This window comes from Spirosoma luteolum (assembly GCF_054778875.1).
In genome coordinates, this window is sequence record NZ_BAAGZE010000007.1 from 41,785 (window position 1) to 59,385 (window position 17,601).

The window sequence follows — 17,601 nt, forward strand, 5'->3', positions numbered from 1 at the left end:
GCAATTTATGAAGTGGAGTAAAATCTGCTGGAAGACCCTGAAAGAGATTGACCGGGAATCGAACATTCAGGCCGCCGATCATGCCTGGGTGAAGCTGCGACTACTGAACCGAAAGTGGGATTCGATTCATGACGAAATGAACTGGGAAGAGAGCGAGCTACGCTTATTGGGTGAGGTGGAGCACCGGCGCTGGAACGCCGAAAAGCTACTGTCCGGGTGGTTACCCATAACGGACAAAACGCTTTGGAAGACGCAGAAGGCAACGTTACGCGCTCAAAAATATCATTATTTTCTGATGACGTTCGACGATTTACTAGACGATGAGAAGAACAAAGATTTCACACAGATCGTGGGCCTACCCTATTTTTTCAATCGGTTAAAAGTGATGGGACAGGGTCAGCAAATATATGCTTTAAAGTAGCTTACAGTAGAAAAAGACGGGTTGTCCAACATATAATCCACCTCTACCTCTATCCTCACTCTTATATGAATGAAAACCAGCGCCTTCGCCGTTGCTTCATTATTGGTCCCATGAAAAATATGGACCGGCTCTACCTCCTGCGCGACGTGGTTGTCAAACCGTTGCTTGAGCCTTATGGATTTACAGTAAAAACGCCCGACGAAGGTGATATTGGCTCTATTATGCGGCAGGTGCTGCTTGATTTGGAGCAGGCCGACTTATTAGTGGCTGATCTGACTGGCAACAATCCCAATGTAATGTACGAACTGGGCATTTACCACGCGTTTGGGAAACCCTATATTGTCCTTAAGGACTCTTCGTTCGCCGTTGAACTGGACCAAACCCCGTTTGATATTGCCGATTATCGCTTTCTAACGATTGATCTGAGCCAACCCGAAACGGCTCGTCAGCGGGTGAACGAATGGGTACAACGAGTAGTGCCGCAATTAGACGAACGCGACTGGTTCAGTAATCCTGTAACGGACTTTTACCGGTCGCCAATAGCCGAGATACCCACGGCCGTAGGGCTGTTTAAAAACTACCGGCGCAATTTCTTGAGTCAGTTATTGCCGGATGTTTTTTTTCGTAATGAAAACAATGATGACTTCCGGCTGAACGTGTTGGTAGAAGACCTAATTAATCCTAAAATTGGGCAACACGTGTTTCGCTCCCTCACACCCGACGAGATGGCGGCTCTAACGGTCGAAATTCTGATTCCGCAACGCATGAAGTGGGCTGAGCATGCCTTTATAACGAGCCTGAAACAACGTCCCGGTCAATTTCCGTATCAAAATGCGAAGGTTGTTAAACGCACCCGCGAATTTACCTTACACGTCCGGCAGGCCGACGATGGTCACTACATCTTAACTGATATCCCCACCGTTTTGAGTACCCTGAATGATTCAATTCGCCACCGGCGGGCGTTACACGAAGACATGATCGAGTCTGAAGAATGGGGCGTTCTGGAGGCTCAGGAACTTGAACGTTTTGCCAGTAGGTGCGTCTTATTTTACAGGAATATAGAATCGTCGTATCCATCCCTGACTGGTAAAATTCGAGTCGAGTGGCGCTGGAATCCTACAGATACCTAGCAGTGAATCACCCTTTGCTTCCCTTCAACCTTTTCACACCTAATAGCGTGTTGGGGAATTGCAAAAAGCTGGTAGTCAGGCCAACTTTGTAGCGACCGCCCGGCGGCCCGGCAAGCTTACAAATAATGACTTCTCAGTGGCAACCACCGCTTCGGCGGTCCGATGACTGACTACCAGTGGGCGGCAATCGCTCCGGCGACCCGGTTCGCCCTTTTTCGATCTTCAGCGCAAGCGTAAACATGATCTTCGACAAATAATGGATGGAATTTTATGGTTGTTGCGCACTGGATGCCACGGGGCCGCCCTTTAGGTTTGGCCTTTGGTAAGATTCTAAGATGTAGGATAGCTTTCCAACAAGTCAACAGGGTGGACTAGCCTATGGGGCCGCAGAGTATCAGTTCTATGCTCGGATTCAGGACCCACCCTGTTTTGCTTACCCAGACTCAAATGGAAATTCGGGAATGCAGCCCCATTAGCAAGGGTTTGAGTGATTAGGTAAGTGATTGCTTGGTGGACCTCTAAATTGTCATTGCTCATGGACATTCGCTATTTTATTGGTGTTGATATCTCCAAGGCCACACTGGACTGGGCTGTATTTGATGGTAAAACCATCGTCTTACAAAGCCAATCGGCTAACTCGGAAGCCGGAATCAAAGCCACCCTCAAACTCATCAAGGTGCTGCCTGGTTTTAAGGTTACCGAATCGGTTTGCTGTATGGAGCATACGGGCATCTACAACGCCCACTTACTGGCCTGCCTGCACAAGCTTTCTTTTCCTCTTTGCCGGGCCGCCGGGCGGTTAGAAAGCAGTTTGCAGATCAAAAAGGCGGGCGGTTTACAACGAGGCAAAACCGACGCTATTGATGCTCAACGCATCGCCGAGTATGCCTTTCGCTTTCGGGATCAGATGCGCCTATGGCAACCGCCCCGCCCTGTTTTACAGAAACTGGCTGCTTTGAGCAGTCTCCGGCAGCGGCTGATACTGGTCCGTCGGCAACTACAACAACCCCTTACTGAGCAACAGGGCTTCATCGATGCAGCCTTGCAAAAACAACTTAGTAAGAACTGCCAGGCTTCGCTAAAAGCACTCGATGCCGATTTAGACGTTGTTGACAAACAAATCAACGATCTTATCAAACAGGATAGCCGACTCAGCGAGCTGTTTGAGTGGATCACTTCTGTGCCTGGCATCGGTCCGGCTACTGCAACTGAGGTGATCGTGGCCACTGATGAATTTAAAGCCATCAACGACCCCAAGAAATTGGCGTGTCATGCGGGCGTTGCCCCTTTCGAGTATAAGTCAGGTAGTAGTGTCCGAGGAAAGACGCGTGTGAATCAGCATGCTCGTCTGCGGTTAAAATCAGTCTTCCATTTGGGAGCTATGTCAGCGGTCCGGATGAAAGGAGAACTGGGTGATTACAACCAGCGCAAGGTAGGTGAGGGCAAAAACAAGATGTCCGTGCTCAACGCGGTGCGCAATAATCGGACCGCCGACGCGGCTCATTCATCGGGTTTGATCAGTAGTGCATCGAGGTCAGAAGTATGACAAAAATTATATGCCGGTGCTTGCATAAACCATGGAAATCCGAGCGGTGGCGGAATCTACCCCCTGCATGGCCCCATTGGCAAGCCGTCTATTATTACTTTTCCCAATGGAAAGGTAAGGGCATTTTCGAGCAGATGGACGCGAAGTTGAATCAGCTGGACCGACTTCAGGCTAACCGACAAGCTTACCCATCTGTATTATGCATTGACTCACACCGGGCCGCCGGGCGGTCGGTTAAACTTTCGCCCACCATTGATAGCTACCGGGGTACCGATGCCCATAAGCGGGTCAACGGACGAAAGCGAACCTTCATTGTTAATACGCAGGGGCGGCTCTGGATCGCTGATGTAGATGCGACTAACCGAGCCGATGGGGCATTAGGCAAACAACTTGTGTCGTCGATTCTGTGGCGGGTCGGCGAACGACTGGCAAAGGTTTTCGGCGACCAAGCCTACAACGGGGTCTTCGCCCATGAGTTGACTCATTGGAGCATTGATTTTGAGAAGGCCTCTAGGCCGGAATCAGCTCGAGGCTTTGTACCAGTCGCTAAGCGGTGGGTGGTCGAGCGAAGCATTGCCTGGACGAACTACTTCCGGCGCATCGTCAAAGATTACGAACATACAGTATCTTCTTCGGTGAGTTGGCTGTATCTGGCCAATAGTCAGCTTATGTTGCAACGAATCGAGAGTTATCACAAAACGTAATTCCCCAACACACTCTAAAGGCCGAAGCGGTGGGTGCCAGTAAGAGGTCATACGTTTGATGCTTGCCGGGCCACCAGGCGGGCGCTATGAAGTTGATCCGACTACCAGTTCCTTATAATTCCCCAACCCGTTCTGAAGCCATTACTTCAACGGCTGATCGTGCAGCTTTTCGGTGCGTATGTAGGCTTTCAGCGTACCTATTTCCTGGCCTTCGCTCAGTCCAAACGGCCGGATGGTATAAGCGCCTACCGAAGCCGGCACGATGAACGTTTCGGCATAGTGAACCACGAACGGGGCAAAGGCACCCGTCGGGCTTTCGACAATAGCCTCGTCACCTTCGATTAAATTGATCACGTTTACAACGCCCTGCGTATGGTGCGTGACCGTTGCCGAGAACCAGTGTCGGCGGGTTTCGATAAACGAATCTGCATCCAGACCGGTGCGCTCCTCGCGCCAGCCATCACCGCGCCCAATCTCCTCAATCTGATTGAGCAGATTGGCCTTCGTCCACTCGGTTGTGCGATCCCATTGAATGTTGTTTTTTCCGTGTTCAAGAGAAATTGGCCGGGGTTGTCCGTCAAGGCCGGTTCGGCCCCAGTCCCAGAGCTTGAAGGTAAAGTTGAAGGGGGTCGCGCTGATTTCGAGCACTACGCTGTTGGCCCCGGAGCAGTGAACCGTGCCGGCGGGGATCAGGGCGTGGTCGTGCTTTCTGATGGGCCACTTCTCAACGTACTTGTCGGCGTCGAAATCGATTCCGCCGTGCTGCGCCTTTTCCAGATCGCCGATCATATCGGCCGGGTTGATCGTTTCTTTCAGGCCCAGATACACGCAGGCATCGTCTTTGGCTTCCAGAAAATAATAACTCTCGTTTTGGGTGTAGCCCATGCCGAACTTCTCCCGCATGTACTCATTCAGCGGATGCACCTGCAGGCTGAGATTGCCGCCTTCAATGGTGTCCAGAAAGTCGAACCGGATGGGGAATTCAGCACCAAACGCGTCGTAAACGGCCTCACCCAGCAGTTCGACCGGGTGGCTGAAGACCACGTCGATCGACGGAATTTCAACCGTCTCGCCGTCAAAATTGTACAAGAGGCTATTTTCTTCAGGAACACAATCGAAGCCCCAGGCGTAGTTGAGCGCCGACCGATCCAGATCGCAGACTTCTTTTAGCCACTGCCCACCCCAAGGGCCCGGATCGAAAAACGGCACTACCCGAAAGGGGCGCTGAACGGTGAGCGCCATGGCTTTGCGGAGGGCTGACCCACTAATCAGTTTGGGGGTGCCTTCGAGCGTGGTATCGACCAGGTAATCCCAGCGATCCATGTACTGCTTTTTGTGGCGGTCCAGCACTTTCCAGTCCACGTAGAAGGCCCGTTTGTACTGGTACGCAAACACGGCATCGGTATTGGTAGCGCCCAGGTTACCCACCCGGTGCTTGCGGAATCGAAGCTGAATCTCCCAGCGGGGCATATCGGCGTACAGCAACAGATCGGGCTGATCGACGAACAGGGCGGCCCCCACACCTACAACCAGCACCACGCCTTCCGCAACGGCCTGAATCGTTTGCCGGCACGCGGCCAGTTTCGTTTCGTCGAAAAAAACCGGCAGCTCAAACGGGCAAACGTACCCGAACACCGGATCGTCAGTCACGAAGTCCCTGACGAGGGCGTCGATTTCGGACTGGCTGCGCAGGGCCTGGCTTGTTTCGATGAGCATGGGCTGGTCTGACAGGGCGCGCAGCCCAGCAATCAGTTCGTCGGTGTACACGCCCAGGTACGTGTCGACGGCCACGACGGTTTTGGTCTGCTTTAGCGACCGGATGTGGCTTCGAAGGGCCGAGGCAATCGGTTCCCAGCCTGTCGTGCAGGCTTCCCCGTCCACGGCAATGCTGGGGAATTTGTCGAAGAGTGATGGTGTTAAAACGTTCATATATCGAGGTTGTATGCTAAAGTGGAGACGCCCAGCAAGGCTGCGGAGTCGGATAAGGTGCCCGGCACAACGGCCACTTGGCCCCAAGTTGCCCAGGCGTTTTGATTCAGGCGCGCCTGAATGGGGGGAATAATAACGTCGCGGCTGGCCATGACCCCTCCGCCTAAAATCAGAATTTCGGGGTCGTATGCCTGCACCAGATTGTAAGCGCAGGCGGCCCAGGTATCTATGCTTTGATTGCGCAGCGTGATCGCCAGCGCATCATCCTGTTGGGCGCAGCGGAACACGGCTTCGTAATCGACCGTATCGTACTGGCCTAATAAGCTCTGTGGGTAGGTTGCGTGGGTAGTTGCCCGCTGGTGCAAACTCCAGGTCGACGCTTCGGCTTCGGCGCAGCCCACGGTGCCGCAGTTGCACTGGTTTCCGTGGGTGTTGATGATCACGTGACCGCCCAAAATACCGGCCTGAAAATGCTTGCCGCGCAACAACCGACCTTCGATGACCGCCGATGTGCCGATGCCCGTACCCAGCGTCATCAGCACAACGTTGTCGACGCCCTTTCCGCTGCCGTGCCGCCATTCGCCGAGCAGAGCCGCGCGGGTGTCGTTTTCCAGGTATAGCGGTAGGCCCCAGGTTTCGCGGGCCCAGGCTGGCAGATCGAGGTCGGGTGCATCAGCGTACTTGCCGTTTATCGTCAGCACCCGCTTGTTGACCGGGTCAACAATACCCGGTATGGCGATGCCGATGCCGCCCAGATCGGCGCCTGTCAGGCGAGCCTGGTTCAGCATTGTGTTGATGGCCGTTTCGAGCTGAGGCAGCCGGGCCTGTAACCCCTGACCCGACTGCGACTCCATCTGGCTCGTCTGCAGAACGGTACCGGCGCTGATCAGCCCCAGCTTGATACGGGTACCTCCCAAGTCGATGGCGATGACCGCTTTTTCTTCCATGTGAGTTTATCGTTTCGTTTCGCGTTCGTTTTCGAGCAGGCTCAGCCGGGCGTATAACTCGGCTATGCACGCCTGATCCAGCAACCATTTCGGTTTTGCCAGTTCTTTGGGGTCGGGCATCCAGCTGTGCGTAACTAGTCCGTACTGATCGCGGGAATGCTGCCAAGCGTAATCGAGACTTTCCCTGATCCTGGCCACGTACCGATAATCACCGTTGACCCGGTACAGGGCGTCGTAGCCCCTGAACAACACCGTCACAAACCAGGGCAGGTCGATCTGAATGGCCATTGGAGCCGGATGCGGTCGCTTGTCGAAGTAAACAAACGTGGCTTTAGCCAACTGTTCAGCCTGGTTGAGGTACTGCTTGTCGCCGGTAAACTGGTAAAGTAGTACGGCCGCTTCGAGCATGGAGCCGGAGTTGTAGGTATAGAAAACCCGATTCAGCGCCCCCGTAGCTTTGCGGTCATTGGCATACACCCCGGTTGAGTCGAGCAGGCTGGCGTGCATCCAGTTGTAAAATTTTTGGCCCCATTGTAGGTAGTAGGGGTCCTTGGTGCCCTGATACAGCTTTAGCGCGGTAAGCGTAGCCATCCCGTTGGAGCAGGCCGGTTTCTGATCGCGATGCCCTTCCAGCCAGGTTACGCCACCGCCCAGCTCGTCGTCCCAGCCACTCAGGATAAAGGCGAAAACAGTCATTGCCCGGGTCAGGTAAAGGGGATTGCGGGTATTCAGGTAAGCTTCCATGTAGTCGATGCCCACCAGCCCATTGTCGTCATAATACCGGTCGGCTTTTTCAAACTGACTCGGATACGCCTGATAACCAGCGGGCGAGCGGCTTGTGTCGCGGTAGGTTTCCATACCCGCCACCAGACTGTCCAGGTAGCGCAGTTGCGTTTGCCGTTCCGACGGCGTTTTCAGCAGCACGTTGGTTGCCGAAAACAAGCCGGAAAAAGGCCAGAGAAAACTAACTGCCTTTTCCTGAACGCCCCCCCCCTGCATGTACGTGAGTGAATCGACCTGATTCGAAGGGTAGTTCTCAGAAAACAATCCGTAAGTAGGCACTCGGTATCGGTTCCATACATTCTGGTAGCTTTCCCGCGCCCGGTTCAGGTAGACCGCCGACGGTTTAAGCGCTTGCCCCACCGCCGGCTTTCCTGCGCCAACCCCGCTGGCTAACAGCAATCCGACAACGTACCCGATCCATTTTTTACTTGACAGCATACTTTGTTTCTGTTTTGATGCGCGTAATCGCCTGCAACATTACCCTTATTGGGCCGAAGGCGGGGGCGTTTGAATACCCCAGTTTGTGTTGGGTTGGCTGCCCATCACAAAGGTGAGTTTGCCACCCTTCATCAGTTCATCGCGGTAGAGCCAGCAGTTGGTCAGGGCTTTTCCGTTGAAGGTAGCCGACTGCACGTATACGTTCTGGGCGGAGTTGTTTTTGGCTTCGATCTGCAGCTGTTTGCCATCGCCCAGCCGGATGGTGGCCCGGTCGACAACGGGGCTGCCCAGCTCGATAATTGGTCGCAGATCCGTAAAGCCTTTCACGTCGAACAAGCCAAGAGCAGCCATCACGTACCATGAGCCCAGCTGGCCCTGATCTTCGTCCTGCCCGTAGCCGTAGCCGTGGATAGGCTCTGTGCCGTAGAACTCGTCGCAGATAGCGCGGGTCCATTTTTGGGTGAGCCACGGTTTTTTCGAGAAGTTGAACAGCCAGCTAATGTGCAGGTTGGGCTGGTTACCGTGGTTGTAAATCGACTTGATGCCGGCAAAAGCGTCGATCTCTTTACCGCCCCCGAACCCATTTTTCTGCGCCGTCGTGAAGATGCTGTCGAGCCGGTTGTTGAAGGTGGTTTCGCCGATGGCCTCAATCAGCGCCTTCGGGTTCTGCGGCACAAAAAAGGTGTACTGCACGGCATTACCTTCCTGAAAACCACGCCACGGTTCGTACGGGTCGAACTTGTCGACGAAGGTGCCGTCCGCCTTTTTGGGCCGAACCAGTTTCTGGCCCGGTTCGTAGAGCCGTTGCCACCCGTTGGAGGCCGTCAAAAATTGCTCGTAGTCGGGTTGTTTACCCATGGCTTTGGCCAGTTGGGCGGCCGCAAAGGCGCTGAAACTGTATTCCAGCGTGTGGGAAGCCGAGAAGTGCGACCCGGTCGAATCGGTTTTGTCGGCGTCGAGGTAAGGTACGTACCCACGCTTTACGAAGGCTTCCACATCCAGTTTGCCCGAGCCCACGGGCCGGTTCTGTCCGTCGAGTTCGTTGGCCCGGATGGCCTGATATGCCAGGTTGGTATCGTAATCCCGGATACCCGCCTGATAGGCTCCGGCAATGGCCAGCCCGACAAAATTGGTGCCCACCCCCGACACGAAGTTGCTGTTGGCAATGCCATCGCCAAACCAGCCGCGCTCCTTATAAACCGCCAGTTGGGTCTGCACAAAATCAGTATACCGTTCGGGATAAGACAATGCCCACAACTGGGTCAAATTCCAGTAGGCGCCCCAGATGGCATCGGTGTTGTAAAAATTGTAGCTAAACTTCCCGTTTTTGTCGCGGGGCAACTGGCCAATCCCACCATCGTGCCGGGGAAACGAGCCGTTTACGTCGTTGGCGATACCACGGCCCAACAGGGCATGGAACAGGCCCGTGTAGAATTTCACCTTGCTGGTTTCGTTGCCCTCGACGGCCAGCTTGCCCAACTCGGTTTGCCACGTTTCCTGCGCCTGTTTACGGGCTTTTTCAAACGTCAATCCCGCTGCTTCGGCCTCAAAATTCGCTCGCGCATTGGCGATCGAGGTGTAGGATAACCCCACTTTTACCTCGATAGCGTCGTTGGCGCTGGTGGCGTATTCCAGAAACAGACCGGCTCCCTTGCCGGTTGCTTCGCGGCTGTTGGGCTGAACACCCCTTTCTGAAAAGGCCCCAACCGACCGGGGTTTCCGGCTCACTTCCCCCCAGATGTACATCGCCACCTGTCCGTTGGCATCGTAGGTTTTTACGTACTTCGGGTACGTTACGACCGAACCTTCGAAGTGGGTATCGTCGGTCATGCGGATGGTTGCGGTCCGTACCGCCCCGCTTTCGCCCTGCACACTGCCAATGTCCAGCAGCACCCGCGACTGATCGTTTTTAGGAAAGGTGTAGCGGTGAAAACCGACGTGGCTGGTGGCGGTGAGTTCGGCGGTAACCTGGTAATCGTCCAGCAAGACTTTGTAATAGCCCGGTTCGGCCACCTGGTTTTTGCGATCGAACCGCGACCGGTAGCCGCTGCCGGGCTTATCCAGTTCGCCGGGTTTTACCTGTAGCGCGCCGGTGGTGGGCATAATGCTCACGCCACCCACCTGCCACTCGTGGAAGTGCACAAACCCTTCGATGGAGTTGTGCCGGGTATCATAGCCCACCGCTTCCCAACCCTGGTTATTGCCGTAGTGGCCGTTGGTAGAGGGGGCCAGTTTGGCCATGCCGTGGGGTACGGCTGCGGGGGTGTAGAAGAACCACCGGCTGTGGGCCGTTCCGATGTTGGGATCGACGTACCGGAGTACGTTGGGCCGCTTCACCGCGCAGGATGTCAGCAGGGCAATCAGGAGTAGTGATGGAAAAAGGGTAATGCGTTTCAGGTAGTTCATGCCGGAAGATATTGATTGGAGGCTGTTCATCGGGTTATCGATAGGGGGCCAGTAAGGCTTGCAGGCGCTGCATCCAGGCCACATCGACGCCCTCGATGTTGGTGTATCGACCGGCACCATCCAAACCGGCAAACTGGTAGTAGCCGCCTGAGTTCGGGTCTCGCAAGACGGTGTTAATGGCGTCGATATTACCCTGGGCGTACCCCAGCCACGACGCATTTTTATCCGATTCGTACAGCTTGATCATGGCCTGCGAGCCCCACCCGCACCAGGCCGGGCTAATTCGCCGGTCGCTCGTATTGAAAATGTACACGTTGTGTGTTTTATCCCACAGCGTCCGGTTCATGGCGTTGCCCAGCGTCTGCGCCTTCAGCTGATACGACGGATCGTTTATCGCTTCTCCGTACTGCAGAAAGGCTTCGACCATGATCGCGTTGTCGTAGGTGAATTTTTCGGTAAAGCGTTTGCCCGTCTGATCAATCTGCCAGACAAACAGGCCCGTGCTGCTTTCGTATAATTTGCTGGACAGCCATTTATCGACGGCCGACGCCCAGTCGCGGTAAACCGACTCGCCGGTGATTTTATACAGACGGGCGAACAGTTGCATGGCTAGCCCGTTAGATTGGGTCGGCTTTACGGTTTTGGCGGTGTTCCACCAGAACCCCCCGTCGAAGGTGTTGTCCCAGGTGCCGCTTTTGATCAGCCAGTTGGCACATGCCTTTGCTTTCTCAAGGTACGCCGTTTTCCGGGCCCCGGTGCTAACCTCGTAGGCGTCGAGGTAGATCACACCCGACAGCGAATTGTCGTCGATGTATTTCAGTGGATCGGAGCCTTTGCCGGTGCCGTCGATGCGCACGAACGCATAGTAGCCACCGTTGGAACTGGCGTCGTCCCAGAAGTGGCTCATCCAGTTGAAACTATTGTTCATGTAGGCCGCGTACGTCGTGTCGCCCAGCTTCACCAGGGCGGCATCGGCGTAAATCTGGCTTACATTGTACCACTCATACGCCGAGTTGGGGTCGGTGGTGGTATTGACCCGGTAGCTTTTGTAGGGCGTCAGCAGGTTAGCCAGCACGTAGTCATGCGTTTTTCGGGCCGCTGTCAGATACCGCGACACGGTTGGGATGGGTACGACGGGCGGGGTGGTAACCGGCCCGACCGCGGGGGAAGGCTCCTTCTCCGCGCACGACGATACGAGCGTAACGCCGGCAACGAGTAAAAGCCCGGTGACAAGAAGTTGGTTCATAACGAGAGTCGTAAAGCTGTGCCAGCTGCCCCACGGCAACTGGCACAGCTGGTTAAAAAGAGCAGCAGCGTGCCGATTGAATGCCAGCGCTTACTTCAGCACCGTTATCTGGTGGCTGTAAGGCGCGTTGGCCCGCAGGAAAAGGTCTACTTTCACGGTCTTCAGATCGGCCGCCGGATCGAATTTGTACGTATTGTCCCACTGCGCGTTCGTAACCGGCTGGAGGTAGAAATAAGACGCCGGGGCGCCGGTTGGGCTGTTGTTGTTCACGTTCGAACTACCCAGGTACTCCGTGGTGGTGGCGGTGTGAAGGGCAAATTTATACCGCTCATCCCGGCCCCACGAAAACTGATAAAACTCGACAGGGATACTGGCGGCTGTCCAGGTGCCATTGCCGGCATAGGCCAGCGTACCGATTTCCTTGTTGTAGGCCGACATAAATAGTCCGACCGACTGTATTTCGGTTGCCTGCGTCGAGGCTATGTTAAAGTCATAGCGTAACCGGTAGGTTTTGGCCGGACCGGTCAGGGTCGTGCGCGAGCCGCCTTCCCGGATGGTGTCGTTGGCCACGTAGTATTTTTTGCCCGTCCCCGACAGTTTGTCTGTCAGGGCGTATGTACCGGCTTTCAGGGATGTGTAGACCTCAAAAATGCCGTCGTCTACTTTTCTGAACCGCACACTTTTGGTCAGGTCGTCGCCCCCTTCGGTGGCCGTACCGGTCAGGTACAGACTGTCGGGCAGTTCGGTGAACCCGGCGGGGCGGGTCATGGTCAGCACGCGATTGGCGGTAGCTGCCTGCCGGTTAAAGGCAACCGACGCCAGCACCGTCCACTTGACACTGCCGGTCGACGAAGCGCCTATGCCGCCCAGGGCCGCAATTTTCTTCAGGTCGTTGTGGCTCAGGGTCAGCTGCGGCTGTACCCCCAATCCGTCGGAAACGGTTTTGTAAAATGGCTTGCTGAAGTCGCCGTCGGTTTTGTCGAAGGCGACTTCATACAACACACCCTCGGTGGTCTGGGTTGGCTCCCAGGTAAACTGCACACTGGCAGGCGTGGTGGGTTCGAGCCTGACGCTGGCGTTGTTGGCGGGCGCCTTGAGGGTGCTGACGGGCGTAACCGACGGGTTCAGCTCCCGAATTGTTTGCTTGCAGGACACAACGGCGAGGAGCGCAACCAGCGCGGTACCGGTCCTGATGAACAGGTTTTTCATGGAAATTGATACGGTTAATAACCAGGATTTTGGGTCAGGGCCTTGTTTAGATTCAACTCGGAAGCCGGCAGCGGCCACAGGTAGTGTTTGGCTTTGTCGAACTGGCGTCGCTGCGCCCGGATGTAGCCATTGTCGATGGTGGGGTCGCCGAATTTGGCACCGTGGGCGAATCCGTTGAGCACGGTTTCCGAAACCTTCCAGCGCCGGATGTCGTCGATGCGCAGGCCTTCCATGGCCAGTTCGGCCCGGCGCTCCCGTCGTACCACCTGCGTCAGATCGCCGGCGGTTGGGAAAGTCAGGGCGGCTGGGTCGGTAAAACCAGCGCGTTGCCGCAGGGGCCGAATCGTTTTATCCCACACATCGGCCGTCAGCTGCCCCAGGCTTTGTTTGGCTTCGGCATACATCAGCAGCACATCGGCATACCGGATCAAATGCAGATTTAAACCCGATGCAAAGCCGGCCAGGCTGTTGGGATCGTAGTATTTGCGCCAGTAGTAGCCCGTGGGCGACCCCTGTCCGTTCAGCGTGTATTCGTTCAGGGCGGGCCGAACGGGGTCTGAGCCGGGCTTGATGTAGATGATCTGTGTGGTGCCATCGGCGTTGCGCCAGCTATACTGGTCGTAAACGACGGTCGCGGTCAGCCGGGGGTCCCGGTTGGCGTAGGGCGCGCTTTCCAAATACCCCGATCCGGCTTCGGTAATCGCTTTGCCACTGAGGGTCACGTAGTCGTTGACCAGTTCCTGCGTGGGGGCCAGGCTGTTTGTTCGCGCACCGACGGAGCGCGGGGCAAAATCGAAGTACTCCGACCAGGTACGCAGGCCCGGTACGTACTGCAGGGCCAGAATCGACTCGTTGCTGGTTTTGTTGACCGTGGGGCTGCTGAACAGGTCACTATAACTCGTGGCCAGCCCATACCGACCGTTGGTCGTTGGGTCATTGATCAGCTTTTCGCAGAGCGTGACCACGTCGGCCATGCGGTTGCCTTCGTATAGCAACACACGGGCTTGCAGGGCCAGGGCTGCGCCTTTTGAAATCCGGCCGTTATCGGCGGCTGAATACGCGTCTTTGGCCGGTAGCAGGTCAGCGGCTGCCGTCAGCTCGTCGGTGATGAATTTCAGCACCGTGGCCTTTGGCGAACGGGAAATGACTTTGGCTTCGTCGGGCGTCAGGTCGCGGTCGAGCAGGGGCACATCGCCGTACCATTTCATCAAATTGAAATGGTGCCAGGCCCGCACAAAACGTACCTCGCCCTTCATACGGGCCAGCTCGGCCGCCGAAAGCGTGGTGTTTTTATCGACGTTGGCCAGAAAGATGTTACACGACTTGATGCCCTGGTAGTAAAACGACCAGTCGTTCTGAAACTTTGGCAGCGTGGACGTAAAACTGCCGCTCGCGATGGCTTCCGGATTGCCCGCGCCCGACCCCTGCGCGGTGTAGGCATTGTCGGACAGGGCTTCGTTGTAAAAATACAACGTGCTGGTATACAAGCCGCTGTAGATGTTGTTCAGGGCATTGTTCACGTTCTCGCTCGTGGTCCAGAAGTTGAGTTCGGTGAAGCGATTGACCGGCGCTATATCCAGCGGTCCGCAGCCGGCCACCAGCAGCAGCAGCATACACAGGCTGCCTATCTTGTTAAGAAAGTTCATGATCTGTACTGGGGTAGAGGGTTAGAAGCTGAGGTCGAGACCAACTCCGTAGAAAACGGGAAGTGGGTAATTGCGAGCACTGTTCGACGACGAGCCCAGGCTCAGGTTGTTGTTAAACTCCGACGTTTCGGGGTCGATGAATTTGAGTTGCGAGAGCGTGAGCAGGTTCTGCCCAATCAGAGATACCCGCAGGCGTTGGGCACCAATCTTCTGCGTTAGCTTGGTGGGGAGGGTGTAACCAATCTGCACGTTTCGCAGCCGGGCGTAAGCGGCATTGTAGCGGTACACGTCGGACCCATTGCGCCAGTTGTTGGTGTTCGAGGGCGACCCAATGGCCGCCAGGCGCGGGTAGCGCGCGTTGGGGTTGTCGGGCGTCCAGAAATCCGTCTGGTGCTCATACATGGTTGCCCCGTAGTTGTAGTGGAACGGTTCGACCTCCTCCCCTCGCAGCAGCACATCGCGTTTGCCCACGCCCTGAATAAACAGGTTCAGATCAAAGCCCTTCACGGCCAGTCGGTACGTGAAGCCAAACGTGTAGCGGGGAAACGGATTGCCCAGTACGATTTTGTCGCTGTCGTCGATTTTACCGTCTCTGTTGAAGTCGGTGAACTTGATGTCGCCGGGGCCAACGGTAGCGCCATCCGGTTTAGGCGAGTTGTCGATATCGGCCTGATTCTGAAAGTAGCCGTTTGTTTTATAGCCCCAGTACTGCGTAATGGGCTGTCCAACTTTCCGGATAAAGCCAAACACATCGGCGTTGGCAATCTGTTGGTCCGAACCGTAGGTCAGCGCCAGTAGCGTGTTCTGGTTATCGGCCAGGTTGACGCTGAAGCTTTGCTTGACGGCGTTGGTATTCAGGTTGTAGGTTGCGCTGACTTCCCAGCCTTTGTTGCGGACTTTGGCAACGTTGAAGTCTGGAAATCCGGCCCCAAACAGAAGCGGAATATCCTGCCGGCTGTACAGAATATCGCTGGTCACTTTGTTGAAATAATCGACCGAAACCGACAGCTTGTTCTGGAAAAAACTGGCGTCGGTACCAATGTTCAGCATGGCCGATTTCTCCCAGGTCAGGTCAGGGTTGCCCAAGTTAAAGCCAGCCCCACCCACAACCGCGTTATTGAACCCGTAGGCATTGGCGTAGTTGAAGTAGTTGGTCTGGTACTGGTAGGCGTTTACGTTCTGGTTGCCCACCAGCCCGTACGACGCCCGCACTTTCAGGCTGCTGACCGCATTCTGGGTTTTCAGGAACGACTCTTCGGACAGCAGCCAGGAGCCCGCCAGCGACGGGAAGAAACCCCAGCGTCGGCCCGTCGCGAATTTAGACGACCCATCCTGCCGGAAATTGCCTTCCAGAAAATACCGATCGGCAAACGAGTAGTTGATCCGGCCAAAAATCGAACTGATGCGCGTTTCGGTCGTGCTGGCGTTGCTGTTGTACGAATTGACCGGGTCGAGAATGGTGCCCGTCGTGGGTGTTCCCAGGGCCGGGTCGGTCAGGGTTTTCTGCAACTGGAACCCCGTCGACCGGTAGTATTCATCCGAAGCCCCCAGCAACACTTTGAAGCTGTGCTTGTCCAGACGCTTGGTGTAGTCGGCAAAAACCTGCGTGTTGAGCAGCGAATTTTTGAAGTTATTGTCATACACGGTCCGGTCGTTGCCATAAACACCGCTTGGGTAGTTGTTGACCTGCAGCCGGCGGAAGAACGCATTGTTGGCGTTGAGCGTCCCGCCGAAAATACCCGTGATTTTGAGGTCCTTGGTAACGCTCAGCTCGGCATTCAGGTTGGCAAAAAACTGATCGTTATCCGATTTGTAAGAGCCCCCCTGTTCGAGTACACTCTTCACGTTATACTGTGACGCAACCGGGTTGGTGAGGTAATTACCGGCCGCATCCTGAAAACTGTAGTTCAGCGGCACCCGGTCGGCATCGGCGAAAATAACCCAGTCGGCGTTGCTGTGCGACTTGTTCTGCGATTTGACGTAGTTCAGAATCGTGTTGACCCGTAGCTTACCGATAACCGACACCTGGTTCAGCCGCAGGTTGTATTTTTTGTAGCCGTACCCCGGTCCCACAAAATTGCTGCGCTGATCCTGAAGCCCGGCCGAGATGAGGTAGCTGCTCGTGGCCCCACCACCGGTAATCGACACGTTGTGCAACTGCTGCGGTGCGCTCTGGAGAATAGACTGGCGCTCCCAGTCGCCGTTGCCCTGCGCCCGCAGCGCCTGAATGTCGTCGGGCGAGTAAACCGGTGGTAAGCCCGAGTTGATCAGCGACAGGTTTTTGTAGTAGGCGTTATCCCAGGCATTCACTTTTTTCAGCCCTACATACGGTGTCTGCATACCGTAACTCCCGTTGTAGGTAATGGTCGCTTTCTGGTTTAGCTTTCCCGCCTTTGTCGTAATCAGCAGTACGCCGTTGGCTGAACGCGAGCCGTAAATTGCCGCCGAACCGGCGTCTTTCAGCACCGATACACTGGCAATATCGTTGGGGTTCAGCAGATTGATATCGCCACCAATAATGCCGTCGATCACAATGAGCGGTGTATTGTCGCCCAGCGTACCCAGCCCGCGAATGTTGATGTTGACACCACTGCCGGGGTTGAAATTCGTTTGCTGGATGATCAGGTTGGGCGATTCGCCCTGTAAGGCCTGCAGCACGTTGGTAACGGGCTTGCTCTCAATACTCAGCGATTTGATCTGGTCAACGGCGCCTGTAACCGACAGTTTATCCTGGCGGCCGTAGCCGACCACGACCACCTCGTCGAGCGATTTACTTTCGTCGGTTGCCAGCGTCACATTGATGGTGCGGTCCGGCCCGATAACGACCGTTTTGCTGGTGAAGCCGATGTACGAAAACGCCAGGGTTCGACCCACGTATGAGTCAGGCAGCGAAAGCCGATACGTTCCGTTGGCGTCGGTGGTGGTGCCCTGGGTGGTGCCCACCACGCTTACCGTGGCACCCGGCAGCGGCTTCTGCCGGTCGTCGAGTACCTGCCCGGTAAGCTCGATAGTGAGCAGCGACGCTTTCAGCCGATGGCCTGTCGGGGTGGCAGAGCCATAACTACACGTTAGCAGCAAAAATAACAGCGCGAGGAAGGATCGCTGCCCGCCCGGGGTAGTGCTCACCGGGCTCACTCGGGTACGTACTAGGTTATTCATACAACTAGACTTGGTTTAGGATATTGGCAAAGAATTG

12 protein-coding genes and 1 pseudogene are annotated in these 17,601 nt (G+C 55.5%); 5 read left to right on the forward strand and 8 right to left on the reverse strand.

Annotated features, from left to right (window positions below):
- The first annotated feature begins 7 nt into the window (after positions 1-7).
- The 5 genes and pseudogenes from ACYVAC_RS13745 (at position 8) to ACYVAC_RS13765 (ending at position 3,801) form a co-directional block, all read left to right on the forward strand.
- Positions 8-421, forward strand: a complete 414-nt coding sequence (locus ACYVAC_RS13745) for a hypothetical protein (protein ID WP_461098266.1) — start codon at positions 8-10, stop codon at positions 419-421.
- 65 nt (positions 422-486) lie between these two features.
- Positions 487-1,551 (forward strand): STING domain-containing protein, encoded by a 1,065-nt coding sequence (locus tag ACYVAC_RS13750; protein ID WP_461098267.1) that lies wholly within the window; start codon positions 487-489, stop codon positions 1,549-1,551.
- A gap of 162 nt (positions 1,552-1,713) precedes the next feature.
- A pseudogene (locus ACYVAC_RS13755) lies at positions 1,714-1,843 on the forward strand (transposase); the annotation flags it as partial.
- Positions 1,844-2,086: 243 nt separating this feature from the next.
- Positions 2,087-3,097 carry an IS110 family RNA-guided transposase gene (locus tag ACYVAC_RS13760; protein ID WP_461098268.1) on the forward strand — a complete coding sequence of 337 codons (1,011 nt, stop codon included), beginning with the start codon at positions 2,087-2,089 and terminating at the stop codon, positions 3,095-3,097.
- Entirely contained in the window at positions 3,094-3,801 is a 708-nt protein-coding gene (locus ACYVAC_RS13765) for an IS5 family transposase (RefSeq protein ID WP_461098269.1), read from the forward strand. The genes ACYVAC_RS13760 and ACYVAC_RS13765 overlap by 4 nt, the downstream gene beginning before the upstream one ends.
- Before the next feature lie 141 nt (positions 3,802-3,942).
- Here the strand turns inward: ACYVAC_RS13765 and ACYVAC_RS13770 are convergent, their stop codons facing one another.
- From ACYVAC_RS13770 to ACYVAC_RS13805, 8 genes are all read right to left on the reverse strand, one after another.
- On the reverse strand, positions 3,943-5,730 hold the full coding sequence (locus ACYVAC_RS13770) for a class I mannose-6-phosphate isomerase (RefSeq protein WP_461098270.1): 1,788 nt from the start codon (positions 5,728-5,730) through the stop codon (positions 3,943-3,945).
- Entirely contained in the window at positions 5,727-6,677 is a 951-nt protein-coding gene (locus tag ACYVAC_RS13775) for an ROK family protein (protein WP_461098271.1), read from the reverse strand. Before ACYVAC_RS13775 ends, ACYVAC_RS13770 begins: the two co-directional genes overlap by 4 nt.
- 6 nt (positions 6,678-6,683) lie before the next feature.
- Positions 6,684-7,898, reverse strand: a complete 1,215-nt coding sequence (locus ACYVAC_RS13780; RefSeq protein ID WP_461098272.1) for a glycoside hydrolase family 76 protein — start codon at positions 7,896-7,898, stop codon at positions 6,684-6,686.
- A gap of 45 nt (positions 7,899-7,943) precedes the next feature.
- The gene (locus tag ACYVAC_RS13785) at positions 7,944-10,304 is read right to left on the reverse strand and encodes a GH92 family glycosyl hydrolase (protein ID WP_461098273.1); all 2,361 of its coding nucleotides are present in this window, start codon (positions 10,302-10,304) and stop codon (positions 7,944-7,946) included.
- A gap of 34 nt (positions 10,305-10,338) precedes the next feature.
- Positions 10,339-11,550 carry a glycoside hydrolase family 76 protein gene (locus tag ACYVAC_RS13790; RefSeq protein WP_461098274.1) on the reverse strand — a complete coding sequence of 404 codons (1,212 nt, stop codon included), beginning with the start codon at positions 11,548-11,550 and terminating at the stop codon, positions 10,339-10,341.
- 90 nt (positions 11,551-11,640) lie between these two features.
- The gene (locus ACYVAC_RS13795) at positions 11,641-12,759 is read right to left on the reverse strand and encodes a SusE domain-containing protein (RefSeq protein WP_461098275.1); all 1,119 of its coding nucleotides are present in this window, start codon (positions 12,757-12,759) and stop codon (positions 11,641-11,643) included.
- Between the two features lie 14 nt (positions 12,760-12,773).
- On the reverse strand, positions 12,774-14,405 hold the full coding sequence (locus ACYVAC_RS13800; protein ID WP_461098276.1) for a RagB/SusD family nutrient uptake outer membrane protein: 1,632 nt from the start codon (positions 14,403-14,405) through the stop codon (positions 12,774-12,776).
- Between the two features lie 21 nt (positions 14,406-14,426).
- Positions 14,427-17,483 (reverse strand): SusC/RagA family TonB-linked outer membrane protein, encoded by a 3,057-nt coding sequence (locus ACYVAC_RS13805; protein WP_461098277.1) that lies wholly within the window; start codon positions 17,481-17,483, stop codon positions 14,427-14,429.
- Positions 17,484-17,601: the final 118 nt, after the last annotated feature.

What these genes read in the sequence shown, in the direction of transcription:
- ACYVAC_RS13745 (WP_461098266.1), top strand. Translation starts at nt 8, where the DNA reads ATGAAGTGGAGTAAAATCTGCTGGAAGACCCTGAAAGAGATTGACCGG.
- ACYVAC_RS13750 (WP_461098267.1), top strand. Translation starts at nt 487, where the DNA reads ATGAATGAAAACCAGCGCCTTCGCCGTTGCTTCATTATTGGTCCCATG.
- ACYVAC_RS13760 (WP_461098268.1), top strand. Translation starts at nt 2,087, where the DNA reads ATGGACATTCGCTATTTTATTGGTGTTGATATCTCCAAGGCCACACTG.
- ACYVAC_RS13765 (WP_461098269.1), top strand. Translation starts at nt 3,094, where the DNA reads ATGACAAAAATTATATGCCGGTGCTTGCATAAACCATGGAAATCCGAG.
- ACYVAC_RS13770 (WP_461098270.1), bottom strand. Translation starts at nt 5,730, where the DNA reads ATGAACGTTTTAACACCATCACTCTTCGACAAATTCCCCAGCATTGCC.
- ACYVAC_RS13775 (WP_461098271.1), bottom strand. Translation starts at nt 6,677, where the DNA reads ATGGAAGAAAAAGCGGTCATCGCCATCGACTTGGGAGGTACCCGTATC.
- ACYVAC_RS13780 (WP_461098272.1), bottom strand. Translation starts at nt 7,898, where the DNA reads ATGCTGTCAAGTAAAAAATGGATCGGGTACGTTGTCGGATTGCTGTTA.
- ACYVAC_RS13785 (WP_461098273.1), bottom strand. Translation starts at nt 10,304, where the DNA reads ATGAACTACCTGAAACGCATTACCCTTTTTCCATCACTACTCCTGATT.
- ACYVAC_RS13790 (WP_461098274.1), bottom strand. Translation starts at nt 11,550, where the DNA reads ATGAACCAACTTCTTGTCACCGGGCTTTTACTCGTTGCCGGCGTTACG.
- ACYVAC_RS13795 (WP_461098275.1), bottom strand. Translation starts at nt 12,759, where the DNA reads ATGAAAAACCTGTTCATCAGGACCGGTACCGCGCTGGTTGCGCTCCTC.
- ACYVAC_RS13800 (WP_461098276.1), bottom strand. Translation starts at nt 14,405, where the DNA reads ATGAACTTTCTTAACAAGATAGGCAGCCTGTGTATGCTGCTGCTGCTG.